The 16,636-nt window shown below is 71.8% G+C and carries 15 protein-coding genes; 6 read left to right on the top strand and 9 right to left on the bottom strand.

The genetic code is table 11. The annotated features are described in order from the left end of the window. Positions 1 to 6: 6 nt before the first annotated feature. Positions 7 to 2,532: an ABC transporter permease gene (locus ABZV00_RS31450; RefSeq protein ID WP_355612978.1), complete on the top strand. Its 2,526-nt coding sequence runs from the start codon at positions 7 to 9 to the stop codon at positions 2,530 to 2,532. Positions 2,533 to 2,626: 94 nt separating this feature from the next. Here the strand turns inward: ABZV00_RS31450 and ABZV00_RS31455 are convergent, their stop codons facing one another. Continuing rightward, complete coding sequence (locus tag ABZV00_RS31455; protein WP_328415895.1) at positions 2,627 to 3,049, bottom strand: DUF2000 domain-containing protein; 423 nt, start codon at positions 3,047 to 3,049, stop codon at positions 2,627 to 2,629. A gap of 50 nt (positions 3,050 to 3,099) precedes the next feature. On the opposite strand from ABZV00_RS31455, the gene ABZV00_RS31460 reads away from it, so the two are divergent. Both ABZV00_RS31460 and ABZV00_RS31465 read left to right on the top strand, forming a co-directional pair. Beyond that, positions 3,100 to 3,957 carry an AraC family transcriptional regulator gene (locus ABZV00_RS31460; RefSeq protein WP_355612980.1) on the top strand — a complete coding sequence of 286 codons (858 nt, stop codon included), beginning with the start codon at positions 3,100 to 3,102 and terminating at the stop codon, positions 3,955 to 3,957. Positions 3,958 to 4,071: 114 nt separating this feature from the next. Further along, a complete protein-coding gene (locus ABZV00_RS31465) occupies positions 4,072 to 4,893 on the top strand; it encodes an alpha/beta hydrolase (protein WP_328415898.1) in 822 nt (273 codons plus the stop codon). A gap of 16 nt (positions 4,894 to 4,909) precedes the next feature. Here the strand turns inward: ABZV00_RS31465 and ABZV00_RS31470 are convergent, their stop codons facing one another. From ABZV00_RS31470 to ABZV00_RS31500, 7 genes are all read right to left on the bottom strand, one after another. Next, on the bottom strand, positions 4,910 to 5,743 hold the full coding sequence (locus tag ABZV00_RS31470; RefSeq protein ID WP_355612982.1) for a helix-turn-helix transcriptional regulator: 834 nt from the start codon (positions 5,741 to 5,743) through the stop codon (positions 4,910 to 4,912). 311 nt (positions 5,744 to 6,054) lie between these two features. Continuing rightward, entirely contained in the window at positions 6,055 to 7,479 is a 1,425-nt protein-coding gene (locus ABZV00_RS31475) for an aldehyde dehydrogenase family protein (RefSeq protein ID WP_355612984.1), read from the bottom strand. An 84-nt stretch (positions 7,480 to 7,563) separates the two neighbouring features. Then, positions 7,564 to 8,529: a zinc-binding alcohol dehydrogenase family protein gene (locus ABZV00_RS31480; RefSeq protein WP_355612986.1), complete on the bottom strand. Its 966-nt coding sequence runs from the start codon at positions 8,527 to 8,529 to the stop codon at positions 7,564 to 7,566. After that, complete coding sequence (locus ABZV00_RS31485; protein WP_355612988.1) at positions 8,526 to 8,888, bottom strand: hypothetical protein; 363 nt, start codon at positions 8,886 to 8,888, stop codon at positions 8,526 to 8,528. Before ABZV00_RS31485 ends, ABZV00_RS31480 begins: the two co-directional genes overlap by 4 nt. Beyond that, the gene (locus ABZV00_RS31490) at positions 8,885 to 9,751 is read right to left on the bottom strand and encodes an extradiol ring-cleavage dioxygenase (protein WP_328415908.1); all 867 of its coding nucleotides are present in this window, start codon (positions 9,749 to 9,751) and stop codon (positions 8,885 to 8,887) included. The genes ABZV00_RS31485 and ABZV00_RS31490 overlap by 4 nt, the downstream gene beginning before the upstream one ends. 27 nt (positions 9,752 to 9,778) lie before the next feature. Further along, entirely contained in the window at positions 9,779 to 10,549 is a 771-nt protein-coding gene (locus ABZV00_RS31495) for a citryl-CoA lyase (protein WP_355612990.1), read from the bottom strand. Further along, entirely contained in the window at positions 10,534 to 11,670 is a 1,137-nt protein-coding gene (locus tag ABZV00_RS31500; protein ID WP_355612992.1) for a CoA transferase, read from the bottom strand. The genes ABZV00_RS31495 and ABZV00_RS31500 overlap by 16 nt, the downstream gene beginning before the upstream one ends. Before the next feature lie 194 nt (positions 11,671 to 11,864). Here ABZV00_RS31500 and ABZV00_RS31505 point away from each other — a divergent pair, with 194 nt between their 5' ends. The 3 genes from ABZV00_RS31505 to ABZV00_RS31515 all read left to right on the top strand — a co-directional run bounded on the left by ABZV00_RS31505 (position 11,865) and on the right by ABZV00_RS31515 (position 15,981). Continuing rightward, positions 11,865 to 13,301: an amidohydrolase family protein gene (locus tag ABZV00_RS31505; protein ID WP_355612994.1), complete on the top strand. Its 1,437-nt coding sequence runs from the start codon at positions 11,865 to 11,867 to the stop codon at positions 13,299 to 13,301. 4 nt (positions 13,302 to 13,305) lie between these two features. Then, the gene (locus ABZV00_RS31510; protein ID WP_355612996.1) at positions 13,306 to 14,109 is read left to right on the top strand and encodes an IclR family transcriptional regulator C-terminal domain-containing protein; all 804 of its coding nucleotides are present in this window, start codon (positions 13,306 to 13,308) and stop codon (positions 14,107 to 14,109) included. 291 nt (positions 14,110 to 14,400) lie between these two features. Then, positions 14,401 to 15,981, top strand: a complete 1,581-nt coding sequence (locus ABZV00_RS31515; protein WP_355612998.1) for a DHA2 family efflux MFS transporter permease subunit — start codon at positions 14,401 to 14,403, stop codon at positions 15,979 to 15,981. A gap of 58 nt (positions 15,982 to 16,039) precedes the next feature. On the opposite strand, the gene ABZV00_RS31520 is transcribed toward ABZV00_RS31515, so the two are convergent. Next, complete coding sequence (locus ABZV00_RS31520) at positions 16,040 to 16,501, bottom strand: DUF5709 domain-containing protein (RefSeq protein ID WP_355613000.1); 462 nt, start codon at positions 16,499 to 16,501, stop codon at positions 16,040 to 16,042. Positions 16,502 to 16,636 lie beyond the last annotated feature (135 nt).

The following is a 16,636-nucleotide window of genomic DNA, read 5'->3' on the forward strand; positions in this document are numbered from 1 at the left end:
ACGGCGTTGCGGACCCAGGTGAGCGCGGCGGCACGACGCCCCGGACGTCTGATCCTGACCGGTCTGGCCATCCTGGTCGCGTCGTTCGTCGTCTTCGGCACCGTGCTGGCCCAGCAGATCACCGAACGGACCACGCTGGACAACCTCAGCGGCACCCCCGCCGCCACCGACCTGGTGATCGGCGATCCGGAGCAGCCGCCGCCGCCCAGCGTGGCGGCGTTGCAGCGCGTCCGCGCCGTGCCGGGCGTCGCCGAGGCGGTCGGCCGGCTGACCATCGGTGTCTCCCTCGGCGAGGGGTACCTCAACCTGCAGGCCGACCCCGGCACCGGCCCGCTGGCCAGGGTCCGGCTGGTCCAGGGGAGCTATCCGGACAGCCCCGGCGAGATCGCGGTCAGCCCGCGTACCGTCGAGCGGCTGGGGCTCTCGGTCGGCACCGTGACCAGCGGGACGGGCGGTGAGCTGACCACCCCCACCGGGCTCACCGTCACCGGCCTGGTCGAGACCCCCGACGACGGTGGCTTCAACGCGTACGCCCCGGACAGCGTGGTGACCGCGTGGGCCGGTCTGATCCCGCTGGAGCGGATCGATGTGCGGGTGGCCCCCGGCGCGTCGGCGGAGACGGTGCGGGGCCGGATGACCGCGACGCTGCCGGCCGACCTGCCGATCCGCACCGGTGACGAGGTCCGCCAGGCGGAGGCCGATGCGGAGGCCGAGCAGGTCGGGCGACTGTTCGCCCTGGTCGGCATGTTCGTCGCGGTGGCGGTCGTCGCCGCGGCGCTGGTGGTCACCTCGACCTTCCGCATCGTCTTCGCCCAGCGGATGCGGCAACTCGCGCTGTTGCGCGCGGTCGGCGCGAGCCGGGGCGCCCTGGTGGGGGCGCTGATCGCCGAGGGAGCCCTGACCGGGCTGGTCGCCGGAGGCGTCGGGGTCACCGCCGCTCTCGCGGCCGGGCACGCCCTCCCGGCGGTCCTGCGCGCCTCCGGAAAGGCGGTCTCGGCGCCGGGCCTGCCACTGGCCGCCGCGGTCTCGGTGGTGGTCGGCGCCGTCGTCCTCACCGTGCTGGCGGTCCTGGCGCCGGCGTTCTCCGCCGCCCGGGTCTCTCCGCTGGAGGCGCTGCGGGCGGCGAGCATCACCGCCGGCCGCCGCGGCGTCGGGGTGCTGCGCCTGGTGTCCGGGGGGCTACTGGCCACCGGCGCGGCACTGGCGTGCGCCGCGACGGTCAGCCGGTTGCCCGCGCCGGACCAGGAGTCCTACGACCCGATGCCGGGGCTGCTCCTGCTCGTCGGCTCCGGCACGCTGGCGTTCTTCGCGCTGGTGGCCCTCGGGCCGCTGTTGGTGCGCCCGGTGCTGGCCGTGGTGGGTTGGCCGCTGCGCCAGTTCGGGCCGCTCGGGCGGCTGGCGGTCGGCGGAATCGGAGGGACGCCGCGCCGCGCCGCCGCGGTCTCCGTGGTGGTCGCGCTCGGCGTGACCCTGATCTCCGGTGTCGTCATCGGCGGTGCGTCGATGCGGATCCTCGCCGACCGCGAGATGGCGCTCTCCGCTCCGACCGATTTCGAGGTCACCGCCAGCAACGGTGAAGCGCTACCGGCAGCCGTCGTGACGCGGGCCGAGGCGGCACGCGGGGCGTTGGCCCGGGTGGTGCCGTACCGGCGGATCGACGACGTCACGCTGATGCGCGGCGCCGACCGGCTCGGCAGCGCCGAATCCGGCTACCCGACCATCGACCTCGACCTGCCGTCCCTGCCGAGCACCGAAGACCTGGACGCGGCGCAGGGCACGCTGGCCGACCGTGGCCCCGGCCGGATCGTGCTGGGCAGCTGGGTCGCCCGGGACGCCGGGCTGCGGGCCGGCGACAGCACCACGCTCGCCCTCGCCGGGAAGACGGTCGACGTACGCGTGGCCGCAGTCCTGCCCGACCACGGCCCCCTGCACGCGGGCATCATCACCGACCGTGCCGACCTCGACCGGCTCGGCGTGCCGCCGGCGTTCAGCGGTCTGCTGGCCGACGCGGCCCGCCCCGGCGAGGACGGCCGTACCGCTGCGGTGCAGGCGCTGCGGCAGGCGATCGGCGGCAGTGACGGGGTTGGCCTCGCGGTGCTCGCCGACGAGCGGGACCGCCACGACGAGGTGCTGACCACCCTGCTCTGGATCGCCGTCGGCCTGGTCAGCCTGACCGTGCTGATTGCGGTGGTCGGTGTGGGGTCCACGACCGCGCTCTCGGTGGTGGAGCGGGTACGCGAGTCCGGGCTGCTCCGCGCGGTCGGCCTGTCCCGGCCCGGCCTGCGCGGCATGCTGACCGTCGAGTCCGGTCTCTACGGGGTGATCGGTGCGACGATCGGCCTGCTGCTCGGCATTCCGTACGCCTGGTTGGCGGTGCAGGTCCTCGGGATCAACGCACCGCTGGCCCTGCCGGTGCTGCCACTGGTCGGGCTCTTCGCGGCGCTGGTCGTGCTGACCGCGCTGGCCGGGGTGCTGCCGGCCCGGCGGGCGTCCCGGGTCAGCCCCATGGAGGCGTTGGGGATGGACGGCTGAGCACCAGTGGCCCGGTGTCCGCGCTGGACACCGGGCCACTTTCGCGACTCGTCGCTGGCCCGGACCTGTGGCAGGAGGATGCCCGGCGGTCACGTCAGGGGTGCATGCTGGCGCCCTTGAACACCTTGTCCACCACGTTGCGCGGGGCGTGCAGCGCCAACCCGACCAGGTCGAGCTTCTCCCGGCCGACCGCCCGCACGGCGGCGCGGTTGTCCCGGTCGTTACCGGTGGCGAACAGCTCCTGCGTGAAGATGGCCAGGCGTAGCCCACGGCCGAGCGCGCGCGAGTGCGCGGCGGTCAGCATGGCCCGCTCGCCGGCGAAGACCAGCACCGGCTGGCGGAACATCGGCAGGTAGCTGGTGTCGTCCGCGTCGCGGTACTCCTCGCCGAGCAACTCCGGCTCGGCGTTCGCGATGCCGCTGACCAGGAAGGCGGTGACGTTCAGCCGCTGCCAGCCCGCCAGGTCGTTGCGGAGCAGTACGGCGATCTTGGTGTTGAAGCGGATCGGTTCGGTCATGGACTCGAACCTGCCAGCCTCGGCACCGACCGGTCTTGTACGTTCTTAGCGTGGCCACCCGCCCGGCGGGCTCGCACGTCAGCGCGTGGCGACCCACGGTAGCCGGGGTCGCCGAGGTCTTCCACGCCCACTTTGTCGATCATGCGTACCCGCCGCATACCCACGACGTGTGGACTCTGTTGATCGTCGACGACGGTGCGGTCCGCTTCGACCTCGACCGGCACCGGCACGGCGCGCTGCGGACGTCGGTCACCCTGCTGCCGCCGCACGTGCCGCACGACGGCCGCTCCGCGACGCCGCACGGCTTCCGCAAGCGGGTCCTGTACCTCGACACCTCGGCGCTCGGTGTGGAGCTGGCCGGCCGGGCGGTCGACCGGCCGAACCTGGCCGATCCGCAACTGCGGCACCGGATCCACCACCTGCACCAGGTGCTCGCCGAACGGGGGGACGAGTTCGAGGCCGACAGTCGGCTCGCGCTCATCCTGGAACGGCTCCGCCGGCAGCTCCGCCAGCAGGCTCCGGCCAGCGGCCAGCCCGGCACACGCGGCCTCGCCGACCGACTGCGCGAGCTGCTGGACGCCCGGACCGTCGAGGGCGTCACGCTGCGCGAGGCCGCCGAGCTGCTGCACGCCCACCCAACCCACCTGGTCCGGACGTTCACCCACGTACACGGGCTGCCGCCGCACTCGTACCTGACCGGTCGCCGGGTCGAGCTCGCGCGTCGCCTGCTCCTCGCGGGGCAGCGTCCCGCCGAGGCCGCCGTCGGGGCGGGGTTCTTCGACCAGGCACATCTGACCCGCCACTTCCGGCGTCATCTGGGCGTCAGCCCGGCCCGCTACCCGGCCCCTCAGCGCCGACGTGAACAGCATTCGGGCGATGTGGCCCAGCCCTCCGGCGGCCGCACCTAGCATCGGGGAAGGACGCCCCGGACCGGTAGACGGTGTCCGCAGGCGCGGTGTCGGCACGGGGTGCCGGCCCCAGCCGTCCGTCCGATTCCCGCCCAATGACCAGGAGGCATCGGCATGAGCTATGTCAAGACGAAGGACGGCACCGACATCTACTACAAGGACTGGGGCGAGGGGCCGGTCGTCACCTTCTCCCACGGCTGGCCGCTGAGCGCCGATGCCTGGGACGGGCAGATGCTCTTCCTCGTCCAGAACGGGTTCCGGGTTGTCGCGCACGACCGTCGCGGGCACGGCCGGTCCAGCCAGGCCAGCGCCGGCAACGACATGAACGGGTACGCCGACGACCTGGCCGCGGTCATCGAGGCACTGGACCTGCGGGACGTCAACCTGGTCGGTCACTCCACCGGCGGTGGTGAGGTGGCCCGCTACATCGGCCGGCACGGGACGGGACGGGTCGCGAAGGCCGTGCTCATCTCGGCCGTACCGCCGATCATGGTGCAGAGTGCGGACAACCCGGAAGGGCTGCCGATCAGCGTCTTCGACGACCTGCGGAGCCAGCTCTTCGCCGACCGGTCGCAGTTCTACCAGGACCTCGCCCAGATGTTCTACGGCGCCAACCGGCCCGGCGCGAAGGTGTCGAAGGGGATCCTCGACCAGTTCTGGCTGTGGAGCATGCAGTCCGGTCTGTGGAACGCGTACCAGAGCATCAAGGCGTTCTCCGAGACCGACTTCCGCGACGACCTGGCGAAGTTCGACATCCCGACGCTGGTGATGCACGGCGAGGACGACCAGATCGTGCCGGTCAAGGACTCGGCGCACAAGACCGCGAAGCTTGTCGCGAACGCCAAGGAGATCTACTACCCGGGCGCCCCGCACGGCATGACGTCCACCCTGCAGGACCAGGTCAACAAGGATCTGCTGGCGTTCCTGCGCGGCTGACCGGGCGGCCGGGGGATCAGGCGTACTGGGAGCCGATGACCGAGAGCAGCCGCAGCTTCTCGTCGCTCTCCGACCCGGGTACGGCGGTGAAGACCAGGAGTGTCTGGGACTGGTCGGGGTCCACCAGGGTCTGGCAGTGCAGCTCCAGCGGCCCCACCTCGGGGTGGACGAAGTGCTTCGGCGGGCAGTAGCCGGCCGGCACCGGGTGCTCCCGCCACAGGTCCGCGAACTCCGGGCTTGCGGCCAGCAGCGCGTCGACGATCGCCGCCGCTCGCGAGCCCCGGCCGTCGCGGGTGTACGCCGCATGCAGGTGCGCCACGAGGAGTCGGCTCTGCGCCGCGTGGTCCTGCGCCGGGTGCAGCTGTCGGGTCTGCGGATCGGTGAACCAGCGGTGGTGCAGGCTGCGATCCAGCCCGTAGTGCCGGGTCTCGTCGCCGAGCAGGGCGATCGCCGGTGCGGTCTGCGCCAGCGTCTCGCCGAGGTGGTTGACCACCTGGGCGGGAGTGTCGTGGAGCCGGTCGAGGATCCGCATCATCCCCGGGTTGACGTGGTCGGCCCGGACCGTTCGGTGCGGGACGGCGTGCCCGGCGAGCTGGAACAGGTGGTCCCGCTCGGTCAGTGAGAGCCGCAGGCCCCGGGCCAGGGCGGCGAGCATCTGCTCGGAGGGATGTGGGCCTCGCTGCTGCTCCAGCCGGCTGTAGTAGTCGGTGGACATCCCGCTCAACGCGGCCACTTCCTCGCGTCGCAACCCTCCGGTACGTCGGCGCTGGCCCCGGGGCAGTCCCACGTCCTCGGGCTGCAGCGCCTCGCGTCGGGTACGCAGGAAGCTGGCGAGTTGGGCGCGGTCCACGGTGTCTCCGATCGGTGGGTGCCGGCGGGTGGACCGGCACGTTGAGTGCAACAGGCGAGCCCAGGCACGGTGTTCCGCCTCGCCGTGCACGGACACAAGACCACAAACCGGACTCCGCGCCGGTGCCATCCCATATCCACCCACCGAATCCTTCGCAAGATCGCGCTCGATCCTGGATCCAGGGGTGTGACGGGGCGTACGAGGCCACTACATCCACGATCCAGCACGATCTTCACCGAAGCCCAGGATGCGCGGCGGCGGCGGCGGACGGCCCCGGCCCAACGGCGCGGGCCGGGGACCGTCCGGCGCGGTCAACGCTGGATGGACTTGGTCTCCAGGAACTCCTCCAGGCCGAAGCGGCCGAACTCGCGGCCGTTGCCGGACTGCTTGTAGCCGCCGAACGGCGCGAGCGGGTTCCAGTGACCGGCGTTCACGTCGACCTGGCCCACCCGCAGCCGCCGGGCGACCGCCGTCGCGTGCTCGGGCTCGCCGAAGACGCCACTGGTCAGGCCGTACAGCGTGCCGTTGGCGATGGCCACGGCCTCCTCCTCGTCCGCGTACGGGATGATCGTCAGCACCGGGCCGAAGATCTCCTCCTGGGCGATGGCGGAGCGCGGGTCGACGTCGGCGAAGATCGTCGGCTGGACGTAGGCGCCCTTCGCCAGGCCCTCGGGCCGATCCGGGCCACCGAACACCAGCCGGGCGCCATCGGCGATGCCCCGCTCGATGTATCCGATGACCTTCTGCCGGTGGGCCTCGGAGGCCATCGGGCCGATCCGGGTGGCCTCGTCGGTCGGGTCGCCGACGGTGTACTGCTTCGCCGCCGCCACGGCCAGCGCCACGACCTCGTCCTGACGGGAGGCGGGCACCAGCATCCGCGGCCATGCGCCGCAGACCTGGCCACCATTGGTGAACGACATCATCAGGCCCCGGCTGACCGCCTCGGGCAGGTCGGCGTCGTCGAGGATGATGTTCGCGCCCTTGCCGCCCAACTCCAGCGCGACCCGCTTGACGGTCTCCGCGGCCACCGCGGCGATCCGCTTCCCGGCCCGGGTGGAGCCGGTGAAGGAGATCATGTCGATGTCCGGGTGGGCGGAGATGGCCTCGCCGACGATCGGGCCGGTGCCGTACACGACGTTGAACACGCCCGCCGGCACACCCGCCTCGGTCGCCACCTCGGCGAGGATCCGTGCGGTCAGCGGGGCGTTCTCGGACGGCTTGAGGACCACCGTGTTGCCCGCGAGCAGCGCCGGTGCCAGCTTGGAGACGACCTGCTGGAGCGGGAAGTTCCACGGCGTGATCGCACCGACCACGCCGATCGGCTCACGGACGATCAGCGAGGTGCCGATCTCCTCGGTCCAGGCGAAGTCCTCGGCCAGGCCGGCGACGGATTCGATGACCGCGGCCGGGAAGGCGACCTGGGCGGTCCGGGACATGGTGATCGGTGAGCCCATCTCGGCGGTGATCGCCCCGGCGATCTCCTCCTGGCGGGCGGTGAGGCCGGCGCCGAGGTGGCGCAGCACGTCCGCCCGCTGCTGCGGCGTGGTCGCCGCCCAGGCGGGGAAGGCGGCCCGGGCGGCGGCGACGGCGCGGTCGACGTCCGTGGCGGTGCCGGCCGGGGCCTCGGCGACCACGTCGCCGGTCGCCGGGTTCACGACGGGAAGGGTGCCGGCCGAGCCGGCGACGATCTCGCCACCGATCCAGTGACCGGTGACGGTGTAGGTGGCAGGTGTCATGGACCGACCGTGGCACCGGCGCCGAGCCCCAACCAGGTGCGGTTCATCCAGGGATTCGCGATCCCTGGCTGGGGTCGGGCCTGGTCAGAGCGCGAGGACGAGGCGGCCGGCCGCGGTGCCGTTGTCCTGCCGGGACCAGGCGTCCGTGACCGAGGCGAACGGCACGGTCTCGTGGTCGACGGTGAGTCGACCGGAGGCCGCGTGCCCGGCCACCACGGTCAGCGACGCCGCCCGCTGCTCGGTCGACAGCGCGTTGTTGGTGTAGCCGATCATCCGCAACGATCCGCTGCGGAGAACGGCGGACTCGATCGGCGCGGTCGCGCCCGCGGCGCTGCCCAGGTTGACCAGGCGGCCAGCCGGGCGCAGCACCCGCAGCGCCGCCGCGGCCGGGACGCCGAAGACCGGATCGAGGACGAGGTCGACCGGACCGTCGGCGGCGTCGCGCAGCCGGTCGGCCAGGGACGCGACGTCGTCGTCCGGGAGCAGCGGGACGGAGACCGCGGCGCCGAGCTCCTCGGCCCGGGACCGCGCCGCGGCGGAACGGGTCACGGCGATCACCCGGCGTGCCCCGGAGAGCAGGGCCAGCTGGACGGCCGCCTGGCCGACCACACCGCCGGCGCCGAGCACGATGACCTGTTCGCCGGCCGCGAGGCCGCCGGAGTGGGTCAGGGCCGCGTGTGCGGCGACGGCGGAGAGGCCGAGGGCGGCGAGCAGGGTCAGCGGTACGTCGGGCGGCAGCGCCACCACGTCGGCGGTGGGCACCGCGACCGTGGTCGCCATGCTGCCGTCGACCCCGGGCTTCATCCCGGCCGAGGTGCCGAACCACACTCCGGTGCCGTCGGCGAGCCGGCCGACACCCTGCACGCCCGGCACGTACGGGGTGGCCGGCGTGCCGAAGTAGCTGGTCCCGCTGGCGCAGAGCACGTCGAGCGGGGTGATCGGCACCGCCTCGACCGTGATCGCCACCTCGCCGTCGGCCGGCACGGGGGCCGGTCGCTCGGCGATCGTCGGTCGCGTGCCGCAGGCGCTGAGCAGGGCCGCGCGGATCACGTCGCGATGTCCGGGTAGGGCAGCGCGAAGTGGGCCAGCCGCGCGCCGTAGGACTTCTGGTACTCCAGCGGCTCGGTGTTGTCCCGCTCGAAGACGGCGATGAAGAGGGTCAGGGTGAGGAACGGGTGCGCCCCCAACTCGAACAGCTTCACGTGGTCGTGGGTGGCCAGCGCCTCACGCTCGACGTCGTCGAGGCACAGCCAGGTGCTCGCCTCGCCGCTGTGGGAGTTGAGCACGGTGTTGGCGCACTCGGCCTCCCACCAGGCGACCAGTTCGCGCGGCTCGCTCCGGTAGCGCTCGACCAGCTCTGGATCCCGGTCGACCATGTAGAGGAACTTGTTCAGCAGGTACTTGCTCATGCCGCCGGCGCTCCGTTCGGGTACCAGGTGAAGTACGCCTCCATGGTGTGGAACAGATCGAGGGTGTCGACGTGGTCGGCCTTCGCGCCGGCCCCGGCCACGCCCATCATGAGCATGAAGTCCATGAAGCCGTGGGTGGCGTTGCCGGGTGAGTGCAGGCTGTCCAGGGTGACCTCACGCAGGCACCCGTCGAGGTCGCCGTTGGCGATCCACTCGACCGCCCGCTGGTCGAACTCCGGGTCTGGGCCGTGCGGGCCGAACTGCCGGGGCCCGCCCAGTTCGAGCGAGAGGTGGCCGGTGCCGATGATGGCCACCCGCAGGTGCGACGGCCACGACTCGACGATCTCCCGAATCGCCGCGCCCAACTGGACGAAGCGCTTCGGCTGCGGCAGGGGCGGCGCGAAGATGTTCGTGTAGATCGGCACGATCGGCAGGTCGGCCTCGGGCCGCAACGTGATGATCGGGCAGGTGATGCTGTGGTCGATCCGCAGCTCGTTGCTGAACGCGAGGTCGAAGCCGGCGTCGAGACCCGCCCGCAGGATGTGCCCGGACAGGTCCTCCTGACCCTTGAGCAGCATCCGGGGCAGACCGAACTCGCGCTCCTCGTTGTACCAGTTGGCGTCGTAGCTGGGCGCCTTGCCGACCAGGAACTGCGGCATGTTGTCCAGCCAGAGCTGGTGGAAGTGGTCTGAGCCGACCATCACCAGCACGTCGGGCCTGGCCCGCGTCAACGTCTCACGGAAGGCCAGGATCTTGCTGGTCCACTCGTCGGCGAACGGTGGCCGGTCCTCGCCCGTGGCCGTGCTGGCCCGGTAGTAGAAGGGGTGGTGGGTGGAGGCGATGACCGCGACGACGGTTGCCATGCCACTCCTTTCGCTGCAGCAGGGGGGTCAGGGTTCGTAGACGGCGTTGCGGTCCACGGTGCGGTAGATGTCCATGCCGAGCGGCCGGCGTCGCTCCTCGGCGAGGTGCCCGAGCAGCCCGGCCGCGCGGGCCAGCAGGGCGAAACCGCGCAGCATCTCGACGGGGAGACCGAGGTCGGCGAGCGCCGCGCCGCAGACGCCGGCGCCGTTGAGCGGCAGGGTACGGCCGAGCACCTGCGGGTGCACCCGTCCGATCGCTTCGAACAGCCGGAGGTGAGGGCCGTGCACGCCCTCCTCGGTGGCGATCCGGATCAGTACGGGGGCGCGCGGGTCCTGCTCCTTGTGCACGGGGTGCCCGAGCCCGGGGACAAGCCGGCGCTCCTGCTTGGCCCGGGTGACGGCGTCGAGTGCCACCGCGTCGTAGTCGGTGACCTCGCCGGCCTGCGCGAGCGTGTCGGCGAGGAAGCGTCCACAGTCCTCGGTGACGCCAAGGAAGCGGGAGCCACCGCCGAGCAGGCCCGCGGCGAGTGCGCCCTGCAGCGACTCGGGCGCGGAGAGGTAGGTCAGCCGGGCCGCGATCGCCGTCGGGGTGAAGCCGTGGTCGGCGAGCGCCACCAGCACCGCCTCGAACACCCGTACCTCGCCCGGGGTGGGACGGCGGCCAGCGACCAGCCAGTACGCCAGCTCGCCGAAGCCGACCTTGCCCATCAGGTCGTTGGCCAGGTCCTGTCCGAGCAGCGAGATGGTGGTCGGGTCGGACGTGCCGATCCCGGTCGGGAAGCTCAGTTCTTCAGCCACGCGCGGATCTCCTCGCCGTGTTCGTCGAGCCCGGGCGGCGGCAGCTCGTACCGGGCCGGGGTGTCGGAGAAGGTGATGGGGTTGCGGACCCCCGGCACGTCACCGACGGCGACCACCGGGTCCAGCCCCAACTCCTGGGCGAGCGCCACGCCGCCGTCGATCGTGTTGATCGGCGCGCAGGGGACACCTGCGGCGAGCAGGTCCCGGAACCACTCGTCCTTGGTGCGCTCGGCGAGCCGTTCGACGAGCAGGGGCCGCAACTGCTCGCGATTGGCCGTGCGGTCCTGGTTGCGCCCGAAGCGCGGGTCGTCGGGGAGGGTGGGCAGGTCGAGCACCTGGCAGAGCTTGCGGAACTGCCCGTCGTTGCCGGCGATGACGATCAGCTCGCCGTCCGCGGTGGGCAGCGGCTCGTACGGGAAGAGGCTGGGGTGCGCGTTGCCCATCCGGAACGGGACGGTGCCGCCGGCGACGTAGCCGCTGGAGTGGTTGACCAGGCCGGACAGCGCGGAGCTGAGCAGGTTGACCTCGACGTGCTGACCCTGCCCGGTCGCGTCGCGGTGGTGCAGCGCGGCGAGGATGCCGATGCTCGCGTGCAGGCCGGCCATCACGTCGAAGACGGAGATGCCGGCTCGGTACGGCGAGCCGTCCGGGTCACCGGTGAGGCTCATCAGCCCGGAGATCGCCTGCACCATCAGGTCGTAGCCGGGGAAGTCCCTGCCGGCGCCGGTGCCGAACCCGCTGATGCTCGCGTACACGATCTTCTCGTTGCCGGCGGTGACGCTGTCATAGTCGAGGCCGAACCGGGCGAGGCCGCCGGGCCGGAAGTTCTCGATCATCACGTCGGCGCGGCGGGCCAGCTCCTGTGCGGCCGCCAGGTCGTCCGGGTCCTTGAGATCGAGGGCGATCGACCGCTTGTTGCGGTTGATGCCGAGGTAGTACGTCGAGACGCCGTCGCGGGTGGGCGGCATCCAGGTGCGGGTGTCGTCGCCACCGGGGCTCTCCACCTTGATCACCTGCGCGCCCAGGTCTGCGAGGAGCATCGTCGCGTACGGCCCGGCGAGGATCCGGGAGAAGTCCGCGACGAGCAGGCCGGCCAGCGGCCCCGTCGAATGCTGCACCATGTTTCCGCCCGTTCTGCGGACACCTGTCCGCCGAAACAGCTTGCGTCACCGCGCGAGGGCTGTCAACGGCCGGTTCACCGCACCGAAACACGCCCTTGACACGAATCGTGACCGGTACCACACTTGCGCCACTCGGGCTGGCCGCACAGCGGACAACGGTCCGGATCCCTCGTACCCGAAAGGAATGGGTGGCGATGAGCGCAACCGACCGGCCGGTGGTCTTCCGCAACGGCCTGGTTCTCACCATGGACGACGCACACACGGTGCTGCCCGGCGCCGACGTGCTGGTCATCGGCGACCGGTTCGCGGAGGTCGGCGTCGGCCTCACCGCTCCCGACGACGCCCTGGAGATCGACGCCACCGACGGCATCCTCATGCCCGGAATGGTGGACACCCACCGGCACATGTGGCAGACCGCCATGCGCGGGTACGGCGCCGACTGGACCCTGACGCAGTACTTCGTCTGGTACTACCTGGAGTCCGGCAAGCTGTTCCGGCCCGAGGACGTGTACGCCGGCAACCTGCTCGGCGCCATCGAGGCGATCGACGCGGGCGTCACGACCACCGTCGACTGGTCGCACGGCCTGCAGACACCCGACCACGCCGACGCGGCCGTCGACGCCCTCGAGGCGGTGCCCGGACGGTTCGTGCTCGCCTACGGCAACATCCAGCAGGGCCCGTGGGAGTGGGCCGCCTCGCCGGAGTTCCGCGACTTCCATCGTCGCCGGATCGACGGCGGCAAGCTGGCCGGCTTCCAGATGGCGTTCGACGTCACCGGCGATCCCGCCTTCCCGGAGCAGGCCGCCTTCGAGGTGGCTCGGGAACTGGGCGCTGCGGTGACCACGCACGCCGGTGTGTGGGGCGCCACCAACGACGACGGCATCCGACTGATGCACGAGCACGGCTTCATGAACCCCTCGACCGTCTACGTGCACGCCGCGACGCTCACCCACGACTCGTACAACCGGATCGCCGCCACCGGCGGCTCCGTCTCCGTCTCGACCGAGAGTGAGCAGAGCGCCGGGCAGGGCTACCCGCCCACCTGGCAGCTGCGCCATCACGACATCCCGGTGTCGCTCTCCATGGACACCAGCGTGTGGTGGAGCGGGGATCTCTTCTCGGCGATGCGGAGCACGCTCGGCGCCGACCGGTCCCGGGAGCACCTGGAGGCGCACGCCAAGCAGGACACCATCACCCACTGCCACCTGCGGGCCGAGCAGGTCGTCGAGTGGGCCACCCGGGGCGGTGCCCGGGCCCTCGGCATGGACGCCACGATCGGCGCCCTCACCCCAGGCCGGCAGGCCGACGTTGTCCTGATCAAGAACGACGCCTCGCCGGTGATGTTCCCGATCCTGAACCCGCACGGTCACGTCGTCTTCCAGGCCCAACGCGGCGACGTGCACACCGTGCTGGTGGGCGGTCGGGTGGTCAAGCGCGACGGCCGCCTGGTCGACGTCGACCTCGCCGCCGCGCGGGCCAAGGTGGCCGCCACCATCGATCACCTCCGCGAGACCATGGGGGAGGAGGCGTGGCAGCGGGGCATGAACCCGGACATCCCCGAGACCGCGATCCTGGAGAACCCGTACCAGTACACCGAGTGGGACGCCGGCTCGGCGCAGTGGAAGCATTGAGCGCATGAGTGACAACGGAAGGGGCGCTGGACCCGACTTCATCGAGGCTCTCGCCCGTGGTCTCGACGTCCTGCGCTCCTTCCGTCCCGGTTGCCCGTCGACGACGCTCAGCGAGATCGCCGCCGCCACCGGCCTGGCACGGCCCACGGTCCGGCGCATCCTCATCACCCTCGAGTCGCTGGGCTACGTCCGCGCGGTCGGCCGTGGCCACGCCCTTACCCCGCGTGTCCTGGAACTGGGGATGGCGTACGTCAACGCGCTGAGCATGTGGGACGTGGCCCGCCCGCACATGGAGAAGCTGGTCGCCCAGACCAACGAGTCGACCTCGATGGCCCAGCTCGACGGCAGCGACATCGTCTACGTCGCACGCGTGGCCGTACCGAAGATCGTCACGCTCGCCGTCACCATCGGCACGCGCTTCCCGGCCCCCGCGACGTCGATGGGCAAGGTGCTGCTCGCGGGCCTGCCGCCGGAGACGCTGGCCGCCGTGCTCGCCGAGCCGACCCGCTCCGGCATCACGCCCCGCTGGCAGCCCTCGCCAAGTGAACTGGACGCCGTGTTGCGCGAGGTCCGGGCGAAGGGCTGGGCCCTCGCCGACCAGGATCTGGCTCCGGGCATCCGGTCCGTCGCCACCGGTGTGCGCGACGGCGACGGCCGGGTCGTCGCCGCGATCAACGTGACCGTGCACGCCGCCGAGACGTCGCTGGAGACGCTGCTCGACGACCACCTGCCGAAGTTGCTGCGCGCGGCGGCCGACATCGGGCACGACTGGGCGCTGACCGCCGCCGTGCCGATGATCACCGCCTGACCGGTCGCCGTCCGGCGCCGCGCCTCCCATATCGGGCCACCCTGGCCCGGCTGCCCTCGACGGTGGCCGGGCGGTCCGCTCGGTGAGCGACACCCCGACGTCCGGTTCCAGTCGGGGGGCTGATCGGACGCGCCGCCGCTGTGGTCGTAAAACCGGCGGCGAACCGTCGGTGCTGCCGGTTAGTCTGCCTGCGCGCGTCGTCGCCTCGGTGCGTCGCGTCCCGCGCCTGGTCGGCGCGGCACCGCCGCCACCACCCACCATTCGGCGGCTCAACCGACTTCAGGAGAGTTTGTGACACAGCAATCCGTCGCGACATCGGACAAGCTCGACGCCGCGGTGCTCAAGGTGGCCGGCGTCGTCGTCCTCGGCGCGATCATGTCGATCCTCGACGTGACGGTGGTCAGCGTGGCGCTGCCCACCTTCCAGACCGAGTTCGACGCGTCCTACGCCCGCGTCGCGTGGACGATGACCGCTTACACCCTCGCGTTGGCCACAGTGATCCCGCTCAGCGGGTGGGCGGCCGACCGGTTCGGCACCAAACGCCTCTACATGGTGGCGCTGGCCCTGTTCACAATCGGGTCCGGGCTCTGCGCCACCGCCGACACGATCGGCGAGCTGATCGGCTACCGCGTCCTGCAGGGCCTCGGCGGCGGCATGCTCATGCCGCTGGGCATGACCATCATGACCCGGGCGGCCGGGCCGCACCGGATCGGCCGGTTGATGGCGGTTCTCGGCATCCCGATGCTGCTCGGGCCGATCGGGGGCCCGATCCTCGGTGGCTGGCTGATCGACACCGCGAGCTGGCACTGGATCTTCCTGATCAACCTGCCGATCGGCGTCGTCGCGCTGATCTACGCGCAGATGGCGCTGCCGAAGGACGCCCCCGAGCCGTCGGAGTCGTTCGACTTCGTCGGCATGCTGATGCTCTCGCCGGGGCTCGCCCTCTTCCTCTACGGCATCTCGTCACTGCCGGAGACGGGCACCTTCGCCGAGACCAAGGTGTGGGCTCCCATGCTGGTCGGCGCCGCGCTGGTGGTGGCGTTCGTCCTCTACTCCTTCAAGCCCCGGCACCCGCTGCTCGACCTGCGGCTGTTCACCAACCGCAACCTGACCATCGCCTCGCTGACGCTGTTCGTCTTCATCATCGCGTTCATGGGCGCCGGCCTGCTGTTCCCGAGCTACTTCCTGCAGGTGCGCGGCGAGACGACGCTGGCGGCCGGTCTGCTGATGGCGCCGCAGGGCATCGGCGCGATGATCACCATGCCGATCGCCGGCACGCTGGCCGACCGGGTGCCCATCGGTCGCACGGTTCCGTTCGCGCTGGCGCTCATCGTCGCCGGGTTCTTCACCTTCACCCAGGTCGACCCGCAGACCTCGTACTGGCTGCTCGGCGGCTCGTTGTTCGTGATGGGCCTGGGCATGGGCGGCACGATGATGCCGATCATGACGTCGGCGCTGCGGACGTTGCAGGCCCACGACGTGGCTCGCGGCTCGACGCTGGTCAACATCCTCCAGCAGATCGGCGGGTCGATCGGCGCCGCGGTGATGTCGGTGATCCTCACCAACGAGCTGAACGGCTCCCGGCCGATCCCCGGGCTGGTGGACCCGAGCGGTGAACCGGTCACCGAGGCCGGGCTGGCCATCGCCTCCCAGCAGCGGCCGGAGCTGCTCCAGCAGATGCCGGTGGACCCGTCGCTCATCGAGCGGGGGCTCGACTTCGCCGCCAAGTCGTTCGCCACCACGTTCTGGGTCGCGTTCGCGCTGGTGCTGCTCACCTTCATCCCGGCTGCCCTGCTGCCGCGCAGGCGCCAGCCGGCGCAGCCGCTCGACGACCAGGGCGAGCTGGCCAAGGCACCCGTCGTCATCCACTGATCGACCCCGCCCGCCGCGCTCAGCGCCCCTCGTGGTGCTGAGCGCGGCGGCGCGGCGCTCAGCGAAGCGGGCCGTCCCCGGGCCCGTCAGGGTCCTCGACCAGGTGGATCGCGGCTTCCTCCGCGCTGGCGGCGCCCGCGTCGATCCCGGCGTCCCACGCCACCGACTCGGCCTCCTCGTCCTCGCCAAGGCCCTCGTCGTAGGCGACGAGACGGCCCGCGCGCGCCTCGCGCTCGTACCCCCGGCGGGTCAGCTCGTCCTCGTCGTCGCCGCCCTCGGCGTACGGGTCGAGGTCCGGTTCCTCCTGGGCGAGGTGCTGCTCCAAGGACTCGCCCGCCCGCTCCTCGGCGGGCGTGGTGCCGAACCGGTTCGCGGCCGTCCAGTGGTCCTCGGCGATGATGCCGGTGTCGAGTGGGTCGCTGACGCGGTCGTCGTCCAGGGTGTCGGAGGCGTCCAGGACTCCGTCGTCCTCGGCCACGTTCCACTCCTCGACGGAATCCATCCGCTCGGTCTGGCTCACGGTGGTCTCCTCTTCGTCACGGTGCAGCGATGGGACCAGCCTATGACCGCCCGCCGGCACCGCATCCCGAGGGCCGGCCGGGCACGGCTGGCGGACCTCGGGGTACGAGGCGCGGAACGGATCAGTGTTCCAGCA

The organism is Micromonospora sp. NPDC005173 (assembly GCF_040608515.1).
Taxonomy (GTDB): Bacteria; Actinomycetota; Actinomycetes; order Mycobacteriales; family Micromonosporaceae; genus Micromonospora.

Coding starts and splice junctions, on each gene's coding strand:
- ABZV00_RS31490 (WP_328415908.1), bottom strand. CDS start 9,751: ATGGCAACCGTCGTCGCGGTCATCGCCTCCACCCACCACCCCTTCTAC.
- ABZV00_RS31500 (WP_355612992.1), bottom strand. CDS start 11,670: ATGGTGCAGCATTCGACGGGGCCGCTGGCCGGCCTGCTCGTCGCGGAC.
- ABZV00_RS31505 (WP_355612994.1), top strand. CDS start 11,865: ATGAGCGCAACCGACCGGCCGGTGGTCTTCCGCAACGGCCTGGTTCTC.
- ABZV00_RS31485 (WP_355612988.1), bottom strand. CDS start 8,888: ATGAGCAAGTACCTGCTGAACAAGTTCCTCTACATGGTCGACCGGGAT.
- ABZV00_RS31475 (WP_355612984.1), bottom strand. CDS start 7,479: ATGACACCTGCCACCTACACCGTCACCGGTCACTGGATCGGTGGCGAG.
- ABZV00_RS31455 (WP_328415895.1), bottom strand. CDS start 3,049: ATGACCGAACCGATCCGCTTCAACACCAAGATCGCCGTACTGCTCCGC.
- ABZV00_RS31465 (WP_328415898.1), top strand. CDS start 4,072: ATGAGCTATGTCAAGACGAAGGACGGCACCGACATCTACTACAAGGAC.
- ABZV00_RS31510 (WP_355612996.1), top strand. CDS start 13,306: ATGAGTGACAACGGAAGGGGCGCTGGACCCGACTTCATCGAGGCTCTC.